The sequence below is a fragment of the Amycolatopsis sp. NPDC051758 genome (genome assembly GCF_044453095.1).
Taxonomy (GTDB): domain Bacteria; phylum Actinomycetota; class Actinomycetes; order Mycobacteriales; family Pseudonocardiaceae; genus Amycolatopsis.
In genome coordinates, this window is the sequence record NZ_JBITCJ010000011.1 from 274,147 (window position 1) to 298,301 (window position 24,155).

Genomic DNA, 24,155 nt, shown 5'->3' on the forward strand with positions numbered 1-24,155 from the left:
TGAGGCTGGCATGACCGACAAAAACCATTGGCACATCGAGGAAATCCTGCCGGTGACCCCGCAGGCCCTCGCGGAGCTGTACGGCCAGGTCCTCGGGCTCGACGACGTCGGGACCGACGACAGCTTCTACGACCTGGGCGGAGACGACGGATCGACGATCCGGCTGGTCCGGCGGGCCCGGGCGGTGGGTGTGCTGCTCAAGCCGAAGGACGTCTTCGAGCACGAGACCCCGGCCGCGCTGGCGCCGGTCGCCCGGCAGGGCGGGGCCTCGCCGGACCCGCTCGACGACGTCGGCGTGGGGGCGGTCGCCGTCACCCCGATCATCGAGGCGTTCCGCGCCCACGGCGGGCTGGTCGACCGGTTCTTCCAGGCCATGCTGATCGCCACCCCGGCCGGCCTGGACACCGGCGGGGTGACCCGGCTGCTGCAGGCGGTGGTCGACCACCACGACGTGCTCCGCCTGCGGGTGGCCACCGGCGAGGACGGGTTGTCGCTGACCGTGCGGCCGGCCGGATCCGTTCCCGTGCAACGGTTCCTGAAGCGCGTCGACTGCCGCGAGCTGTCCGCCGAACGGCTCCGGACCACCGTCGTGACCGAGTACGAAGCGGCCGGTGACCGGCTCGGGTTCGTGGCGGACTCGCTGCTGCAACCGGTCTGGTTCGACCACGGGCCGGACCGGGCCGGGACGCTGCTGGTGGTGATCCACCACGTGGCGGTCGACGGGGTGTCGTGGCGGATCCTGCTGCAGGACCTGGCCGCGGGCTGGGCCGCGATCAGCGCCGGGAAGCCGATCGGGCTGGCGGCCACCGGGACCTCGTTCCGGCGCTGGTCGATGCTGCTGGCCGCGGCGGCCCACGCCCCGGCGCGGACGGCGGAACTGCCGGTGTGGCAAAGGATCCTGGCCCCGGCCGAACCGCTGGTGAGCGCCGGCCTCGACCCGAAGAAGGACGTCTACGCCACCGCCGTCAAGGTGTCGCGGCGGCTGCCGGTGGACAAGACGGTCCCGCTGCTGGGGACGGTGCCGTCGGCGTTCGGCGCCGGGATCCAGGACATCCTGCTGGCCGCGTTCGGCTTCGCGGCGGCGCGGTGGGCACACCTGCGCGGCCGGCCGGACGGCCCGGTGGTGATCGACGTCGAAGGGCACGGGCGCGACGAGTCCGTCGCCCCAGGAGTCGACCTGTCCCGCACGCTGGGCTGGTTCACCAGCATGTACCCGGTCCGCCTCGACCCCGGGGTGGTGGCCTGGGACGACCTGCTCGACGGCGGAGCCGAGACCCGCCACGGCGTCGAGCGGATCAAGGAGCAGGTGCGCGCGGTCCCCGACGGCCTCGGGTTCGGGCTGCTGCGCCACCTCAACGCACGGACGCGCGCGCAGCTGGAAACCGCGGTCCGGCCGGACATCGGGTTCAATTACCTGGGCCGGGTGTCCTCCACCACCGGCCACAGCCCGTGGACGCCGCGGCCGGGGCCCGGCGAAGGTGGTGGTTTCCTCGGCGGTGGCCAGGCCGACATGCCGCTGTTCCACGTGCTCGACCTGAACGCGATCACCTACGACACGGCCGACGGCCCGCAGCTGGTGGCGAACTGGACGTTCGCCGGCGGGCACCTGACCGAGGCCGAGGTCGGCGAGCTGGCGGACCTGTGGTTCGCCGCGCTGCGGGCGATCACGGCCGGCGCCGGGCACGGCCGCGGGTGAGCGGCGTGCGGACACTCCTGCGTGGCGGCCGGGTGATCGACCCGGCCGGCGGTTCTGACGGTGTGGCCGACGTCCTGATGACCGGCGACCAGGTCAGCGCGGTCGGCCCGGGGCTGACGGCGGAGCCGGGGGCCACGGTTGTCGACGTCACCGGCCTGGTCGTCGGGCCGGGGTTCGTGGACCTGCACAGCCACGCGCAGTCGATCGCCGGGCTGCGGCTGCAGGCGATGGACGGAGTCACCACGGCCCTCGAACTGGAAGCCGGGCTGATGCCGTTGGCGCGGGCGTACGCCGAAGCGGCCGCGGCCGGGCGGCCGGTGAACTACGGCTTTTCCGCTTCCTGGGGTGCGGCCCGGGCCCGGGTGCTCACCGGGACCGAGCCGGACGCGCAGGTCCGGACCACCATGGCGGTGCTGGGCGACCCGAGGTGGCAGCGGTCCTCGTCAGCACCGGAGCTCGCCGCCTGGCTGTCCCTTTTGGACGGTGAGCTGGCCGACGGGGCGTTGGGCATCGGTGTGCTGATGGGGTACGCGCCGTACTCGGCGCCGGCGGAGTTCCTCGCCGTCGCCCGGCTCGCCGCGCACGCCGGCGTGCCGGTGTACACGCACGTGCGCGAGCTGGCGGAGGTCGATCCGGCCACCCCGGTCGACGGGCCGGCGGAGATCACGCTGGCCGCGGCCGAAACGGGCGCGGCCCTGCACCACTGCCACGTCAACAGCACGTCCGGGCGCCACCTCGAGCGGGTGCTGGGCACGCTGGACCGGTCGCGGCGGGAAGGTTCGCGGGTGACCGTGGAGGCGTACCCGTACGGCGCGGGCAGCACGGCCGTCGGAGCCGCGTTCATCAACCCGGAACGGTTGCGGTTGAAGGGACTCGGCCCGAGCAGCGTCGTGATGCTCGAATCCGGTGAACGTGTCGCCGACGAGGCCCGCCTGCGCGAACTGCGGCGCGCCGACCCGGGCGCGGCGTGCGTGCTGGAGTTCCTGGACGAGCGGGTCGCCGCGGACCGGGCGCTGCTGCACGCGTCGCTGGCCTTCCCGGACGCCGTCGTGGCCAGTGACGCCATGCCGGTGACCTGGTCAGACGGCACACGCGAGAGCACGGAATGGCCGCTGCCGCCCGGCGGGTCGACCCACCCCCGCACCGCGGGCACGTTCGCCCGCGCGCTGCGGCTGATGGTGCGCGAGACCGGCGCCTGGACGTGGCTGGAGGCGTTCCGCCGCTGTTCCCACCTGCCCGCGCGGGTGCTCGACGACGTCGCTCCGGCGGCGCGGCGCAAAGGGCGGCTCGACGCCGGTGCGGACGCCGACCTGGTGGTGCTCGACCCGGCCACGATCACCGACTCGGCCACCTACCCCGATCCCACCCGGCCGTCGGCCGGGGTCCGGCACCTGTTCGTCGCCGGGGTCCCGGTGGTCGCGGACGGCGAACTGCGCCCGGACGCGCTGCCCGGGCGGGCACTGCGCGGTGAACCGCGATGACGGCGGAGAGGAAGGTCCGATGACCGGAACCACGACGAACACGCCGGACCTGGTGGCCGGCGAGGCCGCCGCCAAGGCCGGGGTGGTGGTCCGCGAGCTGGCCGCCGTGGCCGACCTGGCCGCCGTGTGCAAGCTCTTCCAGGCGATCTGGCGGACCGCGCCCGGGAGCCCGCTGGTGACCGTCGAGCTGCTGAAGGCCATGGTCACCGCCGGGAACCACGTGGCCGGGGCGTTCGACGGCGACCGGCTGCTCGGCGGCTCCCTCGCGTTCTTCGGCAACCCGGCCGAGGGCGGCCTGCACAGCCACATCGCCGGGGTCGCCCGCGCCGGGCACGGCCGGGGCGTCGGGTTCGCGCTCAAGCTGCACCAGCGCGCGTGGGCGTTGCGCCACGGCGTCACCCGCGTCTCCTGGACATTCGACCCGTTGGTGCGCCGCAACGCCCACTTCAACCTGACCAAGCTCGCCGCCCGCCCCGCGTGTTACCTGACCAACTTCTACGGCCCGATGGGCGACGCCATCAACGGCTCCGGTGACACGGACCGGCTGATGGTCGGCTGGGACCTCGCCGGCCCGCCGGTCGACGCGGCGGTGCGCGGGTTTCCGCCGCGGGTGGACGGCACGGCCGGCGCACGCGCCTTGTCCGTCGGCGCGGACGGCGGTCCGGTGCCCGGCCCGGCCGACGCGCCGGTCGTGCTGGTCGCGGTGCCGGCGGACATCGAGGCGGTGCGGGCGAGCGACCCCGGGCTGGGCCGGGCCTGGCGGATCGCGCTGCGGGAGGTGCTGCACGGCCTGATGGCGGACGGCGCCCGGGTTGCCGGGTTCGACCGCGCCGGCCACTACGTGGTTTCGAGGGAGCGGCCGTGAAACTCACCGGAGTTGAGCTGTTACGCGTGCGGATGCCTTTGGTGGCGCCGTTCCGGACGTCGTTCGGCTCGCAGGACGTGCGGGACCTGGTGCTGGTGCGGGTGGTGACGCCGGCCGCCGAGGGCTGGGGCGAGTGCGGCGCGATGGCCGCGCCGGTGTACTCCCCGGAGTACGTCGACGGTGTTGATCACGTGCTGCGGACGTACCTGGTCCCGCTGCTGCTGGCGGCGGGCGAGCTCACCGCGAACAAGGTCGGGCCGCTGCTGGCGGGGGTCAAGGGGCACCGGATGGCCAAGAGCGCGCTGGAGATGGCCGTCCTGGACGCCGAGCTGCGGGCGCACGGGACGTCGTTCGCCACCGCCTTGGGCTCGACGAAGGACGTCGTGCCGTGCGGGGTTTCCGTCGGGATCGCGGACTCCGTCCCGCGGCTGCTCGACGAGGTCGGCGGCTACCTCGCGGCCGGGTACCGGCGGATCAAGCTGAAGATCGAGCCCGGCTGGGACGTCGAGCCGGTGCGCGCGGTCCGCGAGCGCTTCGGGGACATCCTGCTCCAGGTCGACGCGAACACCGCGTACACGCTCTCGGACGTGCCGCAGCTGCAACGGCTCGATCCCTTCGAGCTGCTGCTGATCGAACAGCCCCTGGACGAGGAGGACGTACTCGGCCACGCCGAGCTGGCCCGGCACCTGCGCACCCCGATCTGCCTGGACGAGTCGGTGGTGTCGGCGCGTTCGGCGGCCGACGCGATCCGGCTGGGCGCGTGCCGGATCGTGAACATCAAGCCGAGCCGCGTCGGCGGTTACCTGGAAGCGCGGCGGGTGCACGACGTGTGCGTGGCCCACGGGATCCCGGTGTGGTGCGGTGGAATGCTCGAATCCGGCCTCGGCCGCGCCGCGAACGTCGCACTCGCGTCCCTGCCCGGCTTCACCCTGCCCGGCGACACGTCCGCGTCCGGCCGGTTCTACCGGACCGACATCACCGATCCGTTCGTGCTCGACGACGGGTGCCTGCCGGTGCCGTCCGGACCGGGCCTCGGGGTCGCGCCGATCCCCGAGCTGCTGGCCGAGGTCACCGGCGACCGGACGTGGCTGGCCGCTCCCTAGCCGTGCACCGTCACCGGGAACTTCGCCGGGCCGCGCAGGTTGATCCGGCCGTTCCAGGTCAGTTCCCCGGCGAAATCCAGCTCCGGGAACCGTTGCACCAGCCGGTTGATCGCCACTTGACCCTCCAATCGGGCCAACGCGGCTCCGAGACAGTGGTGCGGGCCCGCGCCGAACGACACCTGGTGACGCGCCTCCGGACGGTCCAGCCGCAGCTGGTCCGCGTCCGGGCCGAAGTACCTTTCGTCGCGGTTCGCCGAGCCCAGGCAGGCCAGGACGAACGTGCCCGCCGGGATTTCCTTGCCCGCCACCACGTGCGGTGCCGTCGTGATGCGGCGGGTCTGCTGCACCGGGGAGTCGTAACGCAGGAACTCCTCCACCGCGTTCGCCGCGAGGTCCGGCCGGGCGCGCAGCAGGGCCAGCTGGTCCGGGTGGCGTAGCAAGGCGTTCACCCCGTTGGCGATCAGGTTGACCGTCGTCTCGTGGCCGGCCACATACAGCAGCACGACCTGCGCCACGAGCTCGTCACCGTCGAGGACCTGGCCGTCGTGCTCCGCCGCGATCAACGCCGTGAGCAGGTCGTCCGCCGGGTTGTCGCGCTTCCAGGCGATGACCTCACGCGTGATCGCGGTCAGCTCGGCGTCCGCCGCCACGATCGCGCGTGCCGACTCCTCGTCGGCGACGATCTCCAGCGAGCGCACCAGGGTTCCGCTCAGCTCGCGGATCCGCGCGTGGTCCGTCGGCGGCATGCCGAGCATCGCCGAGATCACCGCGAACGGCAGCGGGAACGCCAGTTCCTCGACCAGGTCCGAGCTGCCCAGCTCGGCCATCCGGTCCAGCGCGTCGTCCACGAGCTGCACGATCTGCGGTTCGAGCGCGGCGATCGCGCGGCGGGTGAAGACCTTGGTCACCAGCGAGCGCAGCCGGGTGTGGTCGGGCGGGTCGCGGTCGAGCATCGAGCGGTTGAGCGCACCGGCATTGTCCTCCGACGCGAAGTACTCGATCTGCTCGTTGAAGGCGGCCGGCGCCAGGTTCGCGACTTCGACCGACAGCCCCGCCTTCAGCAATGCGGAGACGTCTTCGTAGCGCGAGACGAACCAGAACCCCAGCGGGTGGTTCTGCACCGGGTCTTCGTCGCGCAGCAGTTTGTACTGCGCGTACGGATCTTCGAAGAAGCCGGGCGCAAACGGGTTGAACAGCACTTCGTCGGGCTCGGTCATCACAACCCCCAGGACATACGCTGTGTTGGTGACATACGCAGTGTATGTCCTATGCTTTGCGCATGTCGACTGTCAAGAGCCGGCGGGAGCAGTACTCCGAGGCGACCCGGGCCGCCCTGCTGGCGGCAGCCACACGCCGGTTCGCCGAGCGCGGCTTCGCCGGCACGACACTGGAAGACGTCGCCACCGACATCCAGGCCACGCGGGGCGCGATCTACCACCACTTCGCGAACAAGACGGCGTTGTTCGAGGCGGTGTTCGAGCAGCTCGAAACCGACGCGATGGGGCTGTCCGCGGCCGCGGCCGCGCGGTTCCCCGACCCCTGGCCGGCGGCACTGGCCGCCCTCGACGTCTTCCTCGACCACTGCTGCGACCCGGTGTACGGCCGGGTCGTCTGGCAGGAGGCCCCGATCGCCCTCGGCTGGCGCCGCTGGCAGGCGGCCGAGGAGCAGTACGCGTACGGCCTCATCGAGCAGCTGCTCAAGGCATTGATGGACGGCGGCGACATCGAAGACCAGCCGCTCGAGACGACCACCCGGCTCGTGTTCGGCATGCTGGGCACGGCGGGGCTGGCGCTGGCCGAAGCGTCCGATGTGGACAAAGCCCGGCTGAAGGCGGAGTATGCGTCGATCATCGGCCGGATGGCATCGGGGCTGCGACCTGCGGCGAACGAAGCATTCAGGGGCGCTTGACCGGCGCTGCCGCGGAGGCCGAAGAAACGTCACCTGCGCAATTCTTGAAGACCGTTTTGTGCACTTCCCGGAACCCATTCGTGTCAACAGGGACACCGTGCGTAAGCCTTGTGGGGTCCGTGTAAGCTCCGGTCTCGCTTGACCGGGTGATCACTCACCCGAATCAGTGGCCGTCGTGATCGGGGATTTGTGGTCTCACGCGGCCCTGCCGTCGCGGTTCGGGCTCGGATAGGAGATTTATGCAGGTCAGGTCAGCTTTCGTGCGGGGCGGGATCGCAGTGCTCGCCGCGGCCGCCGCGGTTGTGGTCGGTGCCCCCTCGGCCCTTGCGGACGACGGCGCGGCGCGCGGCCGGGTCAGCGACCAGGGCGCCTACGGCTACCGGGTCAACCTCGAGGGTGGCGGCGGCGCGAGCACCGAGCTGTTCGGGTTCAAGCTGTCCGACGGCAGCGCCCTCAAGCTCTACTGCGTGCAGATCACCGTCCGCATGCGCAACGACGTCGACATGGTCGAGCGGCCGTGGAACAAGTACCCCGACACGAAGTCGCCGTTCACCGGGAACAGCGACAAGATCAACTGGGTGCTGCACCACGGTTACCCGGGGGTCGGCCTGGACACGCTGGGCACCACCGTCACCAAGGCGGGCGCCAAGCTGCACGGCGGCCTGAGCGACCGCGAGGCCATCACCGCGACGCAGGCGGCCGTGTGGCACTTCAGCGACGGCAAGAACCTCGACCACGGCAACCCGCTCGGTGACGGGGACGCCTCGGCGGCCGCCGACGTCGTCGCGCTGTACGACTACCTCACCGGCAGTGGCAACACCGGGATCGGCCAGCAGCCGAAGCCGACGCTGAACATCGCCGCGGAGAAGACCGAAGGCGCCGCGGGCACCAGGATCGGCCCGTTCGACGTCGCGACCACCGGTGACATCACCTCGCTCACCAGCGAGCTGCCCGAGGGTGTCAAGCTCACCGACGCCGACGGCAAGGAGCTGAAGGCCGCGGACGTCAAGGACGGCAGCAAGCTGTTCATCGACGTCCCGAAGGACGCCAAGCCGGGCAACGGCTCGTTCGCGCTGAAGGTCAGCGGGCACCTGGACACCGGGCGCCTGTTCGTCGCCGAGAACTACGCGAAGCAGCCGGCGCAGTCGCTGATCGTCGCCGACTCGGAGAAGACCGCCGTGACCGCGAAGGCGGCCGCGAAGTGGACCGAGGCCGGCGCGGTGCCGAGCACCACGCCCGCCCCGACCACCCCGGCCGGTTCGACCGGCGGTGGCGGCGACCTGGCCAACACCGGTGTCGATGCCGCGGTTCCGTTCGCCGTCGGCGGCCTGCTGCTCGGTGGCGGCGCGCTGATGCTGCTGGTGAACCGTCGCCGCAGCCGCGCGTAGTACCACTCCGAAGGCGGGGCCGGTCCACTGTGGACCGGCCCCGCTTTTTTGTGTCCGGATACCGACGATCGTCGTGCGATCAATGGGGGCAAATCCGGCGAATCGTGCACGGATTGGTCTAGACTTTTCTGCCGACCGGCGAAGGGACCAGACCATGCGTGGCACCACCGTTCCGCCCGGGACACCCTGCTCACGGCCGCGGGCGGGGGAGCTGCCGATGCACCGGCTGGAGGTGCCGGCGCCGCACGCGCCGCCGTTCGCCGTCGGGACGTTCGACACCATCGGGCCGCTGTCGCGTGCGGAGTTCCCGCACCGGCACACCTTCCACGAGCTCGTCCACGTCACCGGCGGCACCGGGACCCACGTCGTCGACCTGGCGCGCTGGCCGCTGCGGCCGCCGCACTTCGGCGTCATCACGCCGGGCCAGGTCCACCAGTGGGCCGGGGTGCGGGGCCTGACCGGGCACGTCGTGGTGTTCACCGACGACTTCCTCCTCGACCACCCGGCCGACCGCGAGCGGCTGCGACGGCTGAGCGAACGGCCGTGGCTGGAGCTCGACGAACGCGCCGACGCCGCCGTCTCGCGGCTGATCGCCGACCTCGAAGAAGAGCACCGGCACGGCGAAGAGTCCGTGCTACGAGCCCTGCTGCACGTCCTGGTCGTGCGGGTGGGACGGCTGCCGGGGACGCCGGAAGCACCGCCGGTGCCCGCCGGGGCGGTGGCGGCGGAGTTCACGCGGCTCGCGGGCAATCCCGACCTCGGGCTGTGGTCGGTGAGCGCGCACGCCGACCGGATCGGCGTCACCCCCGGTCACCTCACCGAGGCGGTCAAGGCCGCGACCGGCCGCACCGCCGCGCAGCTGCTGCGCGAGGCGCGGACGCGGGAAGCGCAGCGGTTCCTGCTCCGGACGGACCTCACGGTGCGGCAGGTCGCGAGCCGCGTCGGGTTCGCGGACCCGGCCTACTTCTGCCGCTTCTTCCGCCGGGAAACCGGGCTGAGCCCCGGCGACTTCCGGCGCGGCGGGGAGAAGCACCACGACTGACCGGTCCAGTCCATCGTCGCCCGCCCGGTCCGCTGCCTACGTTCGAGGGGATTCCCGACGCCCCCACGAGGAGCAGGCATGGACGAAGAGAGCAAGCTCAGCCGCAAGACGGTGCTGAAGGCCGCGCTCGCCGCGGGCGTCGCCGCGCCGGTCGCGCTGATCGGCGGCCCGGCGCTCGCCCGCACCACCGTCGCCGGCGGCCAGGTCCCGGAACTGACCCCGGCGTGCCAGGACGACGACGATCCGACACCGGCGCAGACCGAGGGCCCGTACTTCAAGCCCAACTCGCCGGAACGGACCAACCTCGTCACACCCGGCACGCAGGGCACCCGGCTGACCGTGACCGGGTACGTCTTCGGGCTCGCCTGCCTGCCGGTGAACCGCGCGCTGCTGGACTTCTGGCAGGCGGACGTCAACGGCGCGTACGACAACGCCGGGTACACCTTCCGCGGCCACCAGTACACCAACGCCCAGGGCGCGTTCACGCTGTCCACGATCGTGCCGGGGCTCTACCCGGGCCGCACCCGGCACATCCACGTCAAGGTGCAGGCGCCCGGCCGGCCGATCCTGACCACGCAGCTCTACTTCCCCAACGAGCCGCGCAACAACACCGACACGATCTTCGACGCGCGGCTGCTGATGACCGTGCGGGACAACGGCTCCGCCAAGGAAGCCGCCTTCGACTTCGTGCTGAACGTGCCGCAGACGCCCACGTCGGCACCGCCGACGTCCACGACCGCCCCCACCACCTCCACTACCTCCACGCCGCCGGGCGGCACCTCGTGGGCGGTAGGCACCGCTTACGCGGCCGGCGCCCGGGTCACCTACGGCGGCCAGGGTTACGTGTGCCTGCAGGGGCACACCGCCCAGCCGGGCTGGGAACCCCCGGCCGTCCCCGCGTTGTGGCGGGCCGGGTGACCGCCTGAACGGGCGGGTCCCGGTCTGCACGCCGGGGCCCGCCCACCCGGGTTTCCGGGCGATAGGGGTCGACGTGCGCGCCGCGGCCTGCCAGATTCGGCTCCATGACTGTTTCCCTCGAAGCCTCGGCGTGGATCCGGCGCTTCCACCCGGCGCCGTCGGCGACGGCCCGGCTCGTGTGCTTCCCGCACGCCGGGGGATCGGCGAGCTACTTCCACCCCGTTTCGGCGGCGCTGTCACCTTCGGTGGCGGTACTGGCGGTGCAGTACCCGGGCCGCCAGGACCGGTACACCGAACCGCCGGTGGACGACCTGTTCGTGCTCGCGGACCAGCTGGTGGCGGTGCTCGCCGCGGAGACCGCCGAGACCTCGGGGCCGGTCGGGTTCTTCGGCCACAGCATGGGCGCCAGCCTGGCCTTCGAAGTCGCGCGACGGCTCGAGGCGCGGGGCACCCGGTTGGCACACCTGTTCGTCTCCGGCCGGCGCGCGCCGTCGACGTCCCGCGACGAGCGGATCCACGAGCTGGACGACGCCGGGCTGCTCGCCGAGGTCGGCAAGCAGGGCGGCACCGCCGCGCAGGTGCTGGCGGACGACGAGCTGGTCCGCCTGGTGCTGCCCGCGCTGCGCAGCGACTACAAGGCGGCCGAGCTCTACCACTACCGCCCGGGCCCCGACGTCAGCTGCCCGGTCGTCGCGCTGCTCGGCGACAGCGACCCGAAGGTCACCGAAGCCGAAGCGCGCCAGTGGGCAAGCCACACGTCCGGCGGCTTCGAACTCAAGACGTACCCGGGCGGGCACTTCTACCTCAACGACCACCACGCGGCGGTGAACCGGCTGATCGGCGAACGGCTCGCCCGCTGAGCAAGCGGGTGGGGTGCGCCGCGATCCGGCGCACCCCACCCGCGTCAGGAATCAGCAGTAGAGGTTCGCGCCGGGGTCGACGCCGAGGACCGAGCTGATCTGGCGGTACTTCGCGACGCGGCTCTCGACCTGCGCCGGGTTGCCGCCGTTGCACTCGATCGAGCCGTTGATGCTGCGGATCGTCTCGCCGAAGCCGCGGCTGTTGACCATCGCGTTGTGCGGGGTCATCGTGCCGGGGCCGCTCTGGGTGTTCCAGTACCAGAGGCCGGTCTTCCACGCGACGGCCGAGTTCTGCTCGACCTGCCACGGGTTGCCGAGCAGGTCGATGCCGAGCGCGTCACCCGCGGCCTTGTAGTTGAAGTTCCAGCTCAGCTGGATCGGGCCGCGGCCGTAGTAGGCGGACTGGCCGGCCGGGCAGCCGTAGGACTGGCCCCAGTCGCAGTAGTGCGGGTAGTTGGCCGTGTTCTGCTCGACGATGTAGACCAGCCCGCCGGTCTCGTGGTTGACGTTCGCGAGGAACGCCGCGGCTTCCTGCTTCTTCACCGTGTCGCTGCCGGTGTTCGCGAAGCCGGGGTACGCCGAGAGCGCCGCGGTCAGGCCGCTGTAGGAGTAGAAGGAGTTGCGGCCCGGGAAGATCTGGTTGAACTGGGCTTCGCTGACCACGAACGAGCCGGGGTTGCCGGGGTTCGTGCCGCCGCCGCAGTCGTAGGGCTCCCAGTACCAGGTGCTGATGATCGGGTCGTAACCCGGATTCGCGTTCTTGGCGCGGTAGTAACCACCGTTGGTGTACTTGACGACCGCGCCGACGTCGTACCACTGCCCGGCGACCCAGTTCGGCGCGTTGCACGTGGTGCCGCCGCCCCCGCCGTCACAGCTGTAGGGCTCCCAGTACCAGGTGCTGATGATCGGGTCGTAACCCGGATTGGCGTTCTTGGCGCGGTAGTAGCTGCCGTTGGTGTATTTGACGACCGCGCCGACGTCGTACCACTGGCCGGCCACCCAGTTCGGCCCGCTGCACGCGGCGGCGGCCGCCTGCGGGGCCTGGTCGGAGAACGCCGGAACACCGAGCACCAGTGCGGCAGCGGCCGCGAACGCGGAAAGGACCGCGACAAGACGTCTTCTCAAGACTCGCTCACTCCTTCGGCCACGACGGAGTCCGGACGGGGGAGCGTCCGGTGTCGGGGATGTGTGCTCATCCGGCCGGGACGAACGTGACAGGGGTCACTAGAGCAGATTGGTCTAGTCCAGTCAAGAATTCGGGTGATCCGGGCACCTTGTCTGCGCGAACGGCCATGCGGGATCAGGCCGGTTTCCGCGCCAGCACACGCCCTTGCGGCACCCGCGCGGCCGGGTCCCGGAGGACCTGCGTCAGGACTTCGAACCCCGCGCCGGACACCAGGTCGCAGACCCGCTGCACCGGCAGCCAGTAGATGTCCAGCGAAAGCCCCTCGTGCCCGTAACCCTCGGTCCTGTGGTGCCGCCGGTCGCCGACGTGGAAGCCGAGCTGCAGGTGGCCGCCCGGGCGCAGGACGCGGAACAGCTCCGCGCACACGCGCGGCAGCAGCTCGGGCGGGGTGTGGATGATCGAATACCACGCCAGCGCGCCGGCCAGGCCGCCGTCCGGCAGCTCGAGCTCCAGCAGGGAACCGTGGGAAAACCGCAGGCCGGGGTGGTCGCGGCGGGCGACCGCGAGCATCTCGGGGGACAGGTCGATCCCGGAGACGTCGAGGCCCGCCGAAGCCAGGAACGCCGTCACGCGGCCGGTGCCGCAGCCGAGGTCGGCCACCGGCCCGCCGCCGCCGGCGCGGACGAGGTCGGCGAACGCCGTGAGCAGCGCGCGGTCTTCGATGTCTTCCTGCACGGGTGGCACGACCCGGGCGTAGCTCTCGGCGACGATCGCGTAGGTCGCCCGGGTGGTGGTCAGGAACTGGTCGTCGGTCACGGGCGCACGGTAGCGGCGGGCACCGACAAGATCCGCGATGAGTCCTAAGTGGACTTGGGTACGGCCAGGTGGTCGAGCATCGAGCGGACGCCTTCGAACTCCCGGACCTCCTGGCGGCAGTCCGGGCACGCGGCCAGGTGCCGCTCCACCCGCGCCGTCTCGGCGGCGTCGAGCAACCCCAGGCTGTACGCCCCGAGGTCGGTCCGGTCGTACCGGCCCATGGATCGTGTCTCCGTTTCCGCGTTCCCCGAGGGAACACCCGCACTACCGGACGTCTCCAGCGTCCTGTCCCGTACGCGCCATCGGCGATCTTCTGCCGTTTTCCACCCGATCGGCCGACAACTTCGGGCGGCGAACAGCCCATGTGAGTGACAGGACGTCGTCACGGATTTCACCGGGTCGAACACGGAAAGCTTTCTTGGCACGAACTTCGCCCGTTCCGCGTCATGGCTCGGGGGCTCGCTCGTCCGACCTGCGTCGGGCCGGGATTTTCCGACCTCGACCAGGGCAGAAGGCGATCCGAAACGAGGAGAGCGATGACAGTGCGGAGCCACCGGGCGGACGTCGTCGACGAGGTCGGGGTGTGGCTGGCCGGGGAGTTCGCGGGGCGGCTCCCGGCCTCCGAGATCGACCGCGTCGTCCGGGTGACGCGGATCGACCTCGAAGAGAGCATCGCGCCGGAGGAGCTCGGCGAGATGCTCCACCGGCTGGGCCGGGCGCGGCTGCAGCGGATCGTGCAGGTCGTGCCGCCCACGAGGGTGCGGATCCCGCAGGCGCGGTGACGTCTCAGCGCGAGGCGGCGGCCTTGATCGTCCGCAGCACCGGCGCCGTCTCGAGCGTGCGGATCGCCTCGAGCGCGCCGAGGCGGTGCGTCAGGTAGTGGTGCAGCGCGGCCGCGTCGGCGCAGAGCGCGTGCGCGACCAGGTTGGCCGGGCCGGTCGTCGCCGCGACGACCGCCAGCTCCGGGTGCTTCGCCAGCGCCCGCGCGACGCGGTCGAGGTGCGCCGGGGCGACCGACATCCAGAGCAGCGCGTGGGTCGTGGCGCCCAGCTTGGCCGTGTCGACCTCCAGGTCGAAGAACACCGTGCCACCGGCCTGGAGATCGGCCAGCCGCCGCGCGACGGTCGCCGCCGACCAGCCGGTGGCCGCGGCCAGCTCGGCGAGGCTCGCGCGGCCGTCCCGCTGCAGTGCGGCCAGCAACGCGTCGTCGTCACTGGTCAGGGGCTTGCCTTCGCCGGAGAAGACCGGCGTCAGCGCCGAGACCTGCGACGCGTCCAGCGAGTTCGCCCGGCCGAGCCACGCCTGCGGGCCGCCGAAGTAGCGGTGCAGCAGCTGGTGCGCCGACACCGCCGTGACGCTCGCGGTGCGCGGGATGTCGCGCAGCAGCAGTGAATGATCACTCGCGGCCGGCGTGTGCACGTTCACGCAGATCTCGGTGCCGCCGGACATGAGCTTGATCCACGCGGTGTCCGCGCGGCGCGCGAGTGCCTGGGCGAGGTCCTGCGCGGTGTGCGGTGTCGCGGTGAGCCGGACCATCCACTCGGCCTGCCCCGCGCGTTGCGGATCGGGCAGGCCGACGACGCGAAGCGACGCTTCGGCGCGAAGACGGCGATAGCGCCGCGCCACCGTCTGCGTCGAGACGCCGAGGACGTCACCGATCTTCGTGAACGGCGCCCGCCCGTCGACCTGAAGCGCGTGGATCAGTGCGCGATCGATGTCGTCAAGAGCGGTCATATTCCTCATTGAAGCGCACAACGTGGAAGAAATCAGCCAGCATCCCCCGAAAACTGGAACCGGCCGCCAAGCGTCCGGCACCGTCGGTGCCGACGAAAGGGGGCACCTCTTGCCGACCACCACGCTCCACCGGCACCGCTGGGCCGCACTGGCCGTGCTGCTCACCGCGGAAGCGATGAACCTCCTCGACGCGACGATCGTGCAGGTCGCGGGGCCGGTCATGCACACCGCCCTGCCCGGCCCGGCCGCGGACATCCCGTGGTTCAGCGCGGCCTACACACTGCCGTTCGCGGTCCTCCTCATCACCGGCGGCCGGCTCGGGGACATCTTCGGCCGGGCCAAGGTGTTCAAGGTCGGCGTCGCGGGCTTCGTGCTCGCTTCGCTGGTCTGCGCGGCCGCACCGGCCGCCGGCCTGCTGATCGGGGCACGCGCGGTGCAGGGCGCGGCGGCCGCGTTGATCATCCCGCAGACCATCGGGCTCATCCGCGCGCTCTTCGACGGGGACGAACTCGCGAAGGCGCTGGGCAGCATCGGCCCGGTGATGGGCCTGTCCGCGGTCACCGGGCCGTTGCTCGGCGGGCTGCTGACGCAGGCCGTGTCGTGGCGCGCGGTGTTCCTGGTGAACGTCCCGCTCGGGCTCGCGGTGCTGCTCGCCGCGCGGCTGCTGCGCGAGGACAAGGCCGCGACCCGGCCGCGGCTCGACCCCGTCGGCACCGCGCTCGTTGTCGCCGGAACGGGCCTGCTCGTCTACCCGCTCATCGATCCCGCGGGCAAGGACTGGGTTCTGCTCGCGGCCGGCGCCGCACTGCTCGTGGTGTTCGGCTTTCACCAGCGCCGCGCGGCCGCGCCGCTGGTCGAGCCGAGCCTGTTCGCCCACCGCGGGTTCCCGGCGGCGCTCGCCGGGTCGCTGCTGTTCTTCGCGGTGATGACCGGGCTGATGCAGGTGGTGCCGATGCAGCTCCAGCTCGGGCTCGGCCTCGACGTCCGTGACGCGGCCCTGACGCTGCTGCCGCTCTCGGCCGGGCTCGCGCTCTCGTCGTGGTTCGCCGGGACCCGCCTGGTGCCTAAGTTCGGTGCACGCGTGATGTTCGCCGGGCTCGCGGTGCTGCTGGCCGGGATCGCCGCCGCCATCGCGGTCCACGTTGCCGGGCCACTGCTGCTGGGCGCGCTCGCGCTGTGCGGGCTCGGGATGGGGACGTTCACGGTGCCGTTCTTCGCCGCGGCGCTGCACCGGGTCCGGCCGCACGAGACCGGCTCGGCGGCCGGGCTGCTCAACGCCGTGCAGCAGCTCGGCGGCACCGTCGGGGTGGCGCTCCTCGGCGGGCTCTACCTCAGCAACGGCACGGCCACCGCGTCACTCGGCCTCGCGGCCGGGTTGACGGTGGCCGCTGCCATCGCTGTCGTGCCGATGCTCAATAGTCGTCGCGACCGGTGAACTGCTGCTCCAGCAGCTCGGCCGCGCCGGCCACGAGCTCGAGGGGGTCGATGAACTCGTTGATGTCGAGGTTGATCAGCGGCAGCGAATGGCGGAGCACCACGTGGTCGCCCATCACCGCGAGCCCGCCCACGACGGTCGAGTTGCCGACCTCGGTCAGCACCTCCAGGAGGTCGACCTCCTCGTGCCGGGCGAACGGCGTGGCGATCTGCACCCAGTCCTCACGCTGGTCGAGGATCTCGCGGGCGATCACGACGATCTGGGCGCGCTGCTCGGTGTCGGGGTCGTCGCCGTAGACGAGCCGGATGCGGATCTCGTCGGGGTCGTCCCGCACCACCCGGTACGACTCCCTGATGTAAGCGACCAGATCGCCCCACTCCGCCACGCTTTTCTCCGTCCTCGTGCCTGTTTGCGCGCTCAGCGTAGCGATCAGCTCGCGCCGATCCGGTCGAGATCGGCCAGAACGTCGGCCGGGAGTTCGAGCGACGCGGCGGCGAGGTTCTCGCGCAGGTGCTCCGGCGACGACGTGCCGGGGATGAGCAGCATCGACGGCGATCGTTGCAGCAGCCAGGCCAGCGCGACCTGCATCGGCGTCGCGCCGACTCGCGCGGCGCAGTCGTCGAGCGACCCGGACTGCAGCGGGCTGAACCCGCCGAGCGGGAAGTACGGCACGAAGGCGATCCCCTCGGCGGCGCACTTGTCGACCAGGTCGTCGTTTTCGCGGTGCGCCAGGTTGTACTGGTTCTGGACGCCGACGACGGGCGCGATCGCCTTCGCTTCGTCGAGCTGCTCGGCGGTGACGTGACTGACGCCGAGGTGCCGGATCAGCCCCTGCTGCCGGAGCTCGGCGAGCACCCCGAACGGTTCGGCGAGCGACATCGGGACGGGGTAGTCACCGGCGTTGTTGCTCAGCCGCAGGTTGACGACGTCGAGCGTGTCGACGCCGAGGTTCCGCAGGTTGTCGTGCACGGCCTGGGTGAGGTCTTCGGCCGACAGCGCGGGCGGCCAGCCCTTGTCCTCGCTGCGCCGCGCGCCGACCTTCGTGACGATCGTCAGCGACTCCGGGTACGGGTGGAGCGCCTCCTTGATCACGGCGTTCACGGTGTGCGGGCCGTAGTAGTCGCTGGTGTCGATGTGGGTGACACCGCTTTCGACGGCCTCGCGCAGCACGGCGACGGCGGTGCCGTGGTCGCGCGGCGGCCCCCACACACCGGGCCCCGCCAGCTGCATGGCGCCGTAACCCATGCGGGTCACGGAAAGTTCGCCGCCGAGGGGATAGGTGCCGCCCAGGTTCGCCATGCCACTCCTCACGTAGGTGCTGTTCCGCGGGGAAGTCTAGGCAGGCTCAGCCGCAGACGCCCTTTCCGCGCAGCACGCGCGTCACCGACTCCTGCACGCGGTTCTTCGGCAGCTCCCCGGACGCCACGGCCTTCACCAGCCGGTTCAGCACCTCGTCGACGCGGCCGCCGGAGGACCACAGCGCTTCGTCCGCGCCGGCCTGCAGCGCCTTCAGCACCGCTTCGGGCAGCGGGTACTGCGCCGTGATCGCCTTCATCGCCCCGAGGTCGTCGGTCAGGACCGGCCCGGTGAAGCCGAATTCGCCGCGCAGCAACTGGTACGCGGGCGGCGAAAGTGACGCCGGGACGCCGTTCGTCAAGTCCGGCACGTCGAGGTGGCCGACCATCACCGCGACCGGGCCGTAGCCGGCGAGGTTCCGGTACGGCACCAGGTCGAGCGCACGCAGCTTCGCCAGCGGCGGCGTGACGACCGTGCCCTTGTGGGAGTCACCCGATCCGTGGCCGTGGCCGGGGAAGTGCTTCAGCACCGGCTGGATCCCCGCGTCGCGCAGGCCCTCCGCGAACGCCGTCGCGTACGTCTTCACCGTGACCGGGTCGGGGCTGAAGGACCGGTCGCCGATCACGTCGTCGTCCGGGGCGTTCGTGACGTCGGTGTCCGGCGCGAAGTCCACGGTGACCCCGCGGGCGCGCAGCTGCCGGCCGCGGTCGGCGGCCAGCTTGCGGACTTCGGCGGGGGACTTCGTCGCCGCCATCTCACGTGCCGAGGGGATGTCGCCGTCGAGGTCGTCGATGCGCTGGACCCGGCCGCCCTCTTCGTCCACCGACACCGCCACCGGCACGCGCGCCGCGGCCTGGACCGCGTCCAGGGACCGGTCTTTCAACAACGCTGTTGCGTTACCGCCGATGAAGATCCCGCCGACCTGGTTGTCGCGCACCATGGCCACCGTCGCGCCCGGGTTGTCGCCGGTAACCCCCACGACGACCAGCTGCGCGACCTGCGCGCGGACGTCGAGGCCGTTGACCAGCGACGCGCAGTCGCCGGGCCGGGACAAGCTCGACGTCGGAGCGGATGAAGGCGGCGGAGGCGCGGCCGACGATGAAGGAGCGGAAAGCACTGAAGGCCGGGGTACGGCCAAACCGGACACGGTCCGCGGTTGCAGGCCTGCGACCAGCAGGCACCCGGTCACGATGCACAACGCCACCCCCAGGGCGGCCAGACGTCGGCGGTTCATCGGTCCCTTCACTCGTCGTGTGTCCCCCGACGGTAGTCGACAGCCAAACTTCACGGCGTGAAGAATGGCGCGAGGGCCACTAGAGAATTCATGAAGCCGTCCTCAGCAGACTGGCGTCACCAGAACACGGACAGTGGCAGGAGGGTTCGATGGACCAGGTGCGAGTGGCGGCGTGGGCGTCGGATCCGATCGCGCTCACCGGGCTGATCAACCACCTGAAGTCCCGCCCGGAGCTGATCGTCGTGCCACGGGCCCGCCGCGGTGAAGCGGCCGTGCTCGTGTTCGCCGTCGGACAGGTCGACCGCGAGGCCGTCGCCGCACTGCGGGCCGCCGCCGCCGAGTCGCCCGCCGCGATCGTGCTGGTCGCCGGGCACGTCGACCCTTCGCACCTGAGCCTGCTCGCCGACTGCCACGTTTCCGCCGTGCTGCCGCGCACCGCGCTCGACCGGCTCACCGACAGCGTCCTCGCCGCGGCGAGGGGCCGCACGGCGTCGTTGCGCGACCAGGTCGAGGCGCTCGCTCACGAAGGCGCCGGCGCTTCGTTGACGCCGCGCGAGGTGGATGTGCTTCGCCTGATGGCCGAAGGCTGGGACACTGCCGAGATCGCGGGGAAGCTCTGTTACTCGGAGCGCACCGTGAAGAACGTCATCTACGCCATGACCAACCGGCTCAACCTGCGCAACCGGCCCCACGCGGTCGCGTACGCCGTGCGAGCCGGTGTGATCTGAGGGAAGCTCACGCCTGTGCGAACGATCACCCGGGCGGCCACCACGGCCGCCGCGCTGGTCCTGCTCGCCGCCTGCAGCCCGAGTGACGCCGGTGGCAAGACGAAGCTCACCATCGCGACCTTCGGCGAATTCGGCTACGCGCCGCTGATCGCCGAGTACGAGAAACTGCACCCGGACGTCACCGTGCAGAACCGGGTCACCGACTTCGACACCCACCACAAGGGACTCGCGACGCAGCTCGCGACCGGCCACGGCGCCGCCGACGTCGTCGCGATCGAAGAGCAGTACATCCCGCAGTACCGCAAGGCGAAGGACAAGTTCGTCGACCTCGCCTCCTACGGCGCGCGGGACCTCGAAAAGCAGTGGGCGCCCTGGAAGTGGGCGCAGGGCACCGACGGCGGCTTCGTCGTCGGCCTCGGCACCGACATGGGCAGCCTCGCCCTCTGCTACCGCCGTGACCTCTTCCAGGCCGCGGGCCTGCCGACCGGCCGCGACGAGGTCGCGAAGCTCATGCCCGACTGGAACGCCTACGCCGCCACCGCCGAGAAGTTCACGCGGCAGACACCGGACGTCAAGTTCGCCGACTCCGCGGGCACCGTCTACACGGCGATGCTCAACCAGTCGCCCGAGAACTACTTCGCGCAGCGGGACGACTCCTTCATCGGCGACCGCAATCCGAGCGTGCGCAACGCCTTCTTCCTCTCCGGCGACATCGCGCTGAAGGGGCAGACCGCGGGGGCGACCACCTTCACCCAGGCCTGGAACGTGGCGATCAAGCAGGGCTCCTTCGCCACCGTCGCGTGTCCCGCGTGGATGCTCAGCCAGATCAAGGAAGCCGGCGGTGACGCCAACAAGGGCAAGTGGGACGTCACGACCGTGCCCGGCAGCAGCGGCAACCAGGGCGGCTCGTTCCTGACCGTGCCGAAGCAGGGTGAGCACCCGAAGGAGGCGTACGAGCTCGCGCGCTGGCTGACCGCGCCGGAGCAGCAGAAGAAGCTCTTCCTCTCCGACGGCATCCTGCCCAGCGAGCCGGCCGTGTACGAGGACCCGCAGGTCATCGCGCACACCGACCCGTACTTCGGGGACGCGCCGATCGGGCGGATCTTCGCCGCGTCGGCCGACAAGCTGCGGCCCAACTACCGCGGCCTGCACGACGCCGACGTCCGGCCGGAGTTCGGCCGCGCGCTCGGGCGGATCGAGGACAAGACCGACCAGAGCGTCGACCAGGCCTGGGCGGAAGCCGTCCAGCAGGCGCAAGCGGCCCTGAAGTAGCCGCGCGTGCAGCACCGGCTCGGCCGTTTCGACCGCAAGATCACGCCGCTGCTGCTCGTCGCGCCCTTCTTCGCCCTGTTCATCGTCTTCGGCGCCTTCCCGCTGCTGTACACGATCTGGGTTTCGCTGCACGACTGGAACCTCCTCGACGGCGACCAGGGCTGGCTCGGCCTGGCGAATTACGGCGACCTGCTCGCCGACCCGCGGTTCTACAACGCGCTCGTCAACACCGTCGGCATCTTCCTGCTCGCCGCCGTCCCGGAGTTCCTGCTGGCGCTGGGCATCGCGGCGCTGCTCGACCGGCCGCTGCGGGCCGCGACCTGGTGGCGCACCGGGATCCTGCTGCCGAACGTGGTGTCCGTCGTCGCGATCGGCCTGGTGTTCGGGCAGCTGTTCAGCAAGGACTACGGCGTGGTCAACGAGGTCCTCGGCTGGTTCGGCGTCGCGCCGGTCAACTGGCAGGCGACCACCTGGTCGTCCCACCTCGCGGTGGCGTCGATGGTGCTCTGGCGCTGGACCGGCTACAACGCGCTGATCTACCTGGCCGCGATGCAGGCGGTGCCGGGCGACCTGTACGAGGCGGCCGCTTTGGACGGCGCCTCGCGCTGGCGGACGTTCTGGTCGATCACCGTGCCCGGCATCCGGCCCGCGCTGGCCTTCACCGCCATCGCCGGCACGGTCAACGGCCTGCAGCTGTTCGCCGAGCCGCAGTTGTTCGACGCCGGCGGGTCGGGCGGGACCGGCGGCAACGACCGCCAGTTCCAGACGCTGGTGATGTACCTGTACGAGAAGGGTTTCACGCACTTCGACGCCGGTTACGCGGCCGCGCTGACCTGGGTGATGTTCGTGATCTGCGCGCTGTTCGCGCTGGTCAACTACCGGCTGGTGCGCCGGTTCGTGAGGTCGGCATGAGGGCCCGGCGCCGGCCCGGCGGCTGGGTGTACGCCGTGCTGACCGGGGTGCTCGGCGCGTCGATCTTCCCGCTGTACTGGTCGTTCGTGGTGTCCACAAGGGACAACACGGCGATCGGCGAGACGTCGCCGCTGCTGCTGCCGGGCGGGCACCTGGCCGAGAACGTGCGGCGCGTCTTCGACACCGTCGACTTCTGGCTCGCCATCGGGAACTCGCTGATCGTCGCGGGCACGGTGATGGTGTCCAACGTCGTGCTGGCCAGCCTGGCCGGGTTCGCGTTCGCGCGGCTGCGGTTCCCCGGGCGCAACACGCTGTTCCTGCTGGTCGTCGGCTCGGCGATGGTGCCGGCGCAGCTCGGTGTCATCCCGCTCTACCTGGTCGTCGGTGACCTCGGCTGGTACGGGCGGCTCGAAGCGGTGATCGTGCCGGCGCTCGTCAGCGCGTTCAGCGTGTTCTGGATGCGGCAGGCCTGCGAGAACGCGATCAGCGCCGACCTCGTCGACGCCGCGACCGTCGACGGCTGCGGGATCCTGCGCACCTTCTGGCACGTCGCCGTGCCCGCGTTGCGCCCGCACGCCGCGGTGCTCGCGATGCTCACGTTCATGGCCACGTGGAACGACTACTTCTGGCCGCTGGTGGTACTCGACCCGAACGAGACGCCGACCGTGCAGGTTGCGCTGTCCCAGCTGGCCAGCGGTTACTACACCGACTACGCGCTCATGCTGACCGGCGCGACGGTGGGCGTCCTGCCCGTCATCGTGCTCTTCCTGCTGCTGGGTCGCTACATCGTCCGGGGGATCCTGAAAGGGGCACCAGTATGACCGAGTTTCCGGCGGGTTTCCTGTGGGGCGCGGCGACCGCGTCGTACCAGGTCGAAGGTGCCGTGCGAGAAGGCGGCAGAGGACCGTCCATCTGGGACACGTTTTCGGCGACCGAGGGCAAGGTGCTCGAGGGTGCGTCCGGCGAGGTCGCCTGCGACCACTACCACCGCTACCCCGAGGACATCGGCCTGCTGGCGGACCTGGGCCTCGGCGCGTACCGGTTCTCGGTGGCGTGGCCGCGGGTGATGCCGGACGGGCGGACGACGTCGTCCGCCGGCCTGGCTTTTTACGACCGGCTGGTCGACGAGCTGCTGAGCCGCGACGTCGTCCCGGTGCTGACGCTGTACCACTGGGACCTGCCGCAGGCGCTGGAGGACGCAGGCGGCTGGCCGTCGCGCGACACGGCGTCCCGGTTCGCGGACTACGCGGCGGTGGTGCACGACGCGCTGGGTGACCGCGTCAACCAGTGGACCACGGTCAACGAGCCGTTCTGCGCGGCGTTCCTGGGGTACGGCAGCGGGGTGCACGCGCCGGGCGTCCAGGACCACGACACGGCGCTGGTCGCGGCGCACCACCTCCTGCTGGGCCACGGCCTGGCGACCCGCGCGCTGACCGAGCAGGCGCGGCCGGGCCACGAGTTCTCCCTGGCGCTGAACTTCGCCCCGGCCATCGCGGACGGCTCGTCACCATCGCACGCCGAGGCGGCGCGGAAGTTCGACGGGATCCACAACCGGTTCTTCCTGGACCCGGTGCTGGGTCGCGGCTACCCGGACGACGTCATGGCGGACGTTCGCCATCACGGAGGCCGGTTCGCGGCCGCGGTCCGCGACGGTGACACGGACATCATCGCGGCGGCGATCGACTGGCTGGGCGTCAACTACTACGCGCCCGCCCGGGTGACACCGTTGGCGGATCCGCTGGGACCGAGCAACTGCCCGCTGCCGGGGTTGCGTGGTCTCGACGTGCTGCCCGCGGTGGGGCCGGTGACGGCGTTCGGCTGGGAGCAGGCGCCGGCGGTGCTCACTTCGCTGCTGGAGTGGATTTCGTCGCGATCCGGCGGGTTGCCGCTGGTGGTGGCGGAGAACGGCGCGTCCTTTGTGGACGAGGTGGTCGACGGCCGGGTGGTGGACACCGACCGGGTCCGGTACTTCGACACGCACGTTCGCGCGGTGCACGACGCGATTCGCGCGGGTGTGGATGTGCGCGGGTACCTCGCGTGGTCGCTGCTGGACAACTTCGAGTGGGCGATGGGGTATTCCCAGCGGTTCGGCCTGGTGCACGTGGACTTCGAGACGCAGGTGCGGACGGTCAAGGACTCGGGCCGGTTCCTGGGCCGGATCGCGAAGGCCAACGCCCTGCCGAAGTAAGCCGTGTCGTCCACCTGAGTACGCGTGTCGTCCGTCCCGGTCCGCGAGTTCGCCGTACCCGGACGGTCGGCTCGCGTGCCTGGAGGGTCGGTTCGTGTACCTGGAGGGTCGGTTCGCGTACTTAGGCGGACGACTCGCGTGCCTGGACGGAC

The 24,155-nt window shown here is 71.4% G+C and carries 24 protein-coding genes; 16 read left to right on the top strand and 8 right to left on the bottom strand.

Features of this window, described 5'->3' with window-relative positions; all coding sequences use genetic code 11:
* Nucleotides 1-10 precede the first annotated feature (10 nt).
* From ACIA5G_RS41280 to menC, 4 genes are read left to right on the top strand one after another with little or no spacing between them, the layout of a single operon-like run.
* Complete coding sequence (locus tag ACIA5G_RS41280) at nucleotides 11-1,696, top strand: condensation domain-containing protein (RefSeq protein WP_395933542.1); 1,686 nt, start codon at nucleotides 11-13, stop codon at nucleotides 1,694-1,696.
* Between the two features lie 5 nt (nucleotides 1,697-1,701).
* A complete protein-coding gene (locus tag ACIA5G_RS41285; RefSeq protein WP_395933544.1) occupies nucleotides 1,702-3,177 on the top strand; it encodes an amidohydrolase family protein in 1,476 nt (491 codons plus the stop codon).
* A gap of 19 nt (nucleotides 3,178-3,196) precedes the next feature.
* Entirely contained in the window at nucleotides 3,197-4,042 is an 846-nt protein-coding gene (locus ACIA5G_RS41290) for a GNAT family N-acetyltransferase (RefSeq protein ID WP_395933546.1), read from the top strand.
* Nucleotides 4,039-5,145, top strand: coding sequence for an o-succinylbenzoate synthase (gene menC, locus ACIA5G_RS41295; RefSeq protein WP_395933548.1), 1,107 nt, complete (start codon nucleotides 4,039-4,041; stop codon nucleotides 5,143-5,145). Before ACIA5G_RS41290 ends, menC begins: the two co-directional genes overlap by 4 nt.
* Here the strand turns inward: menC and ACIA5G_RS41300 are convergent.
* Nucleotides 5,142-6,362, bottom strand: a complete 1,221-nt coding sequence (locus ACIA5G_RS41300; RefSeq protein WP_395933550.1) for a cytochrome P450 — start codon at nucleotides 6,360-6,362, stop codon at nucleotides 5,142-5,144. The genes menC and ACIA5G_RS41300 overlap by 4 nt on opposite strands.
* 62 nt (nucleotides 6,363-6,424) lie before the next feature.
* Between ACIA5G_RS41300 and ACIA5G_RS41305 the strand changes: the two genes are divergently transcribed.
* The 5 genes from ACIA5G_RS41305 to ACIA5G_RS41325 all read left to right on the top strand — a co-directional run bounded on the left by ACIA5G_RS41305 (nucleotide 6,425) and on the right by ACIA5G_RS41325 (nucleotide 11,262).
* Complete coding sequence (locus ACIA5G_RS41305; protein WP_395933552.1) at nucleotides 6,425-7,054, top strand: TetR family transcriptional regulator; 630 nt, start codon at nucleotides 6,425-6,427, stop codon at nucleotides 7,052-7,054.
* 239 nt (nucleotides 7,055-7,293) lie between these two features.
* Entirely contained in the window at nucleotides 7,294-8,442 is a 1,149-nt protein-coding gene (locus tag ACIA5G_RS41310) for a thioester domain-containing protein (protein ID WP_395933554.1), read from the top strand.
* A 154-nt stretch (nucleotides 8,443-8,596) separates the two neighbouring features.
* Entirely contained in the window at nucleotides 8,597-9,484 is an 888-nt protein-coding gene (locus tag ACIA5G_RS41315; RefSeq protein WP_395933556.1) for an AraC family transcriptional regulator, read from the top strand.
* 78 nt (nucleotides 9,485-9,562) lie between these two features.
* The gene (locus tag ACIA5G_RS41320; RefSeq protein WP_395933560.1) at nucleotides 9,563-10,402 is read left to right on the top strand and encodes a carbohydrate-binding protein; all 840 of its coding nucleotides are present in this window, start codon (nucleotides 9,563-9,565) and stop codon (nucleotides 10,400-10,402) included.
* 104 nt (nucleotides 10,403-10,506) lie between these two features.
* Nucleotides 10,507-11,262: a thioesterase II family protein gene (locus ACIA5G_RS41325; protein ID WP_395933562.1), complete on the top strand. Its 756-nt coding sequence runs from the start codon at nucleotides 10,507-10,509 to the stop codon at nucleotides 11,260-11,262.
* A 51-nt stretch (nucleotides 11,263-11,313) separates the two neighbouring features.
* Here the strand turns inward: ACIA5G_RS41325 and ACIA5G_RS41330 are convergent, their stop codons facing one another.
* The 3 genes from ACIA5G_RS41330 to ACIA5G_RS41340 all read right to left on the bottom strand — a co-directional run bounded on the left by ACIA5G_RS41330 (nucleotide 11,314) and on the right by ACIA5G_RS41340 (nucleotide 13,425).
* A complete protein-coding gene (locus ACIA5G_RS41330; protein WP_395933813.1) occupies nucleotides 11,314-12,333 on the bottom strand; it encodes a chitinase in 1,020 nt (339 codons plus the stop codon).
* 229 nt (nucleotides 12,334-12,562) lie between these two features.
* Entirely contained in the window at nucleotides 12,563-13,204 is a 642-nt protein-coding gene (locus ACIA5G_RS41335; protein WP_395933564.1) for a methyltransferase domain-containing protein, read from the bottom strand.
* A gap of 44 nt (nucleotides 13,205-13,248) precedes the next feature.
* The gene (locus ACIA5G_RS41340) at nucleotides 13,249-13,425 is read right to left on the bottom strand and encodes a zf-HC2 domain-containing protein (protein ID WP_395933566.1); all 177 of its coding nucleotides are present in this window, start codon (nucleotides 13,423-13,425) and stop codon (nucleotides 13,249-13,251) included.
* 315 nt (nucleotides 13,426-13,740) lie between these two features.
* Between ACIA5G_RS41340 and ACIA5G_RS41345 the strand changes: the two genes are divergently transcribed.
* A complete protein-coding gene (locus ACIA5G_RS41345) occupies nucleotides 13,741-13,986 on the top strand; it encodes a hypothetical protein (protein WP_395933568.1) in 246 nt (81 codons plus the stop codon).
* Nucleotides 13,987-13,990: 4 nt separating this feature from the next.
* Here the strand turns inward: ACIA5G_RS41345 and ACIA5G_RS41350 are convergent, their stop codons facing one another.
* Entirely contained in the window at nucleotides 13,991-14,938 is a 948-nt protein-coding gene (locus tag ACIA5G_RS41350; protein ID WP_395933570.1) for an Lrp/AsnC family transcriptional regulator, read from the bottom strand.
* A gap of 109 nt (nucleotides 14,939-15,047) precedes the next feature.
* Between ACIA5G_RS41350 and ACIA5G_RS41355 the strand changes: the two genes are divergently transcribed.
* Nucleotides 15,048-16,373 (top strand): MFS transporter, encoded by a 1,326-nt coding sequence (locus ACIA5G_RS41355; protein ID WP_395933572.1) that lies wholly within the window; start codon nucleotides 15,048-15,050, stop codon nucleotides 16,371-16,373.
* On the opposite strand, the gene ACIA5G_RS41360 is transcribed toward ACIA5G_RS41355, so the two are convergent.
* The 3 genes from ACIA5G_RS41360 to ACIA5G_RS41370 are packed head-to-tail and all read right to left on the bottom strand — an operon-like array spanning nucleotide 16,351 to nucleotide 18,903.
* Nucleotides 16,351-16,758, bottom strand: coding sequence for a hypothetical protein (locus ACIA5G_RS41360; protein ID WP_395933574.1), 408 nt, complete (start codon nucleotides 16,756-16,758; stop codon nucleotides 16,351-16,353). The two genes, ACIA5G_RS41355 and ACIA5G_RS41360, sit on opposite strands and share 23 nt — an antisense overlap.
* Before the next feature lie 44 nt (nucleotides 16,759-16,802).
* Entirely contained in the window at nucleotides 16,803-17,672 is an 870-nt protein-coding gene (locus ACIA5G_RS41365) for an oxidoreductase (protein WP_395933576.1), read from the bottom strand.
* Nucleotides 17,673-17,718: 46 nt separating this feature from the next.
* Nucleotides 17,719-18,903 carry a glycoside hydrolase family 3 N-terminal domain-containing protein gene (locus ACIA5G_RS41370; RefSeq protein ID WP_395933578.1) on the bottom strand — a complete coding sequence of 395 codons (1,185 nt, stop codon included), beginning with the start codon at nucleotides 18,901-18,903 and terminating at the stop codon, nucleotides 17,719-17,721.
* Between the two features lie 149 nt (nucleotides 18,904-19,052).
* On the opposite strand from ACIA5G_RS41370, the gene ACIA5G_RS41375 reads away from it, so the two are divergent.
* Genes ACIA5G_RS41375 through ACIA5G_RS41395 form a run of 5 tightly spaced genes read left to right on the top strand, consistent with a single transcriptional unit; the run spans nucleotide 19,053 to nucleotide 24,003 of the window.
* Entirely contained in the window at nucleotides 19,053-19,631 is a 579-nt protein-coding gene (locus tag ACIA5G_RS41375) for a response regulator transcription factor (protein ID WP_395933580.1), read from the top strand.
* Nucleotides 19,632-19,646: 15 nt separating this feature from the next.
* Nucleotides 19,647-20,903, top strand: coding sequence for an extracellular solute-binding protein (locus ACIA5G_RS41380; protein WP_395933582.1), 1,257 nt, complete (start codon nucleotides 19,647-19,649; stop codon nucleotides 20,901-20,903).
* A gap of 6 nt (nucleotides 20,904-20,909) precedes the next feature.
* Nucleotides 20,910-21,815 (top strand): carbohydrate ABC transporter permease, encoded by a 906-nt coding sequence (locus ACIA5G_RS41385; RefSeq protein WP_395933584.1) that lies wholly within the window; start codon nucleotides 20,910-20,912, stop codon nucleotides 21,813-21,815.
* Nucleotides 21,812-22,636 (top strand): carbohydrate ABC transporter permease, encoded by an 825-nt coding sequence (locus ACIA5G_RS41390; RefSeq protein ID WP_395933587.1) that lies wholly within the window; start codon nucleotides 21,812-21,814, stop codon nucleotides 22,634-22,636. Before ACIA5G_RS41385 ends, ACIA5G_RS41390 begins: the two co-directional genes overlap by 4 nt.
* On the top strand, nucleotides 22,633-24,003 hold the full coding sequence (locus tag ACIA5G_RS41395; protein WP_395933589.1) for a GH1 family beta-glucosidase: 1,371 nt from the start codon (nucleotides 22,633-22,635) through the stop codon (nucleotides 24,001-24,003). The genes ACIA5G_RS41390 and ACIA5G_RS41395 overlap by 4 nt, the downstream gene beginning before the upstream one ends.
* Nucleotides 24,004-24,155 lie beyond the last annotated feature (152 nt).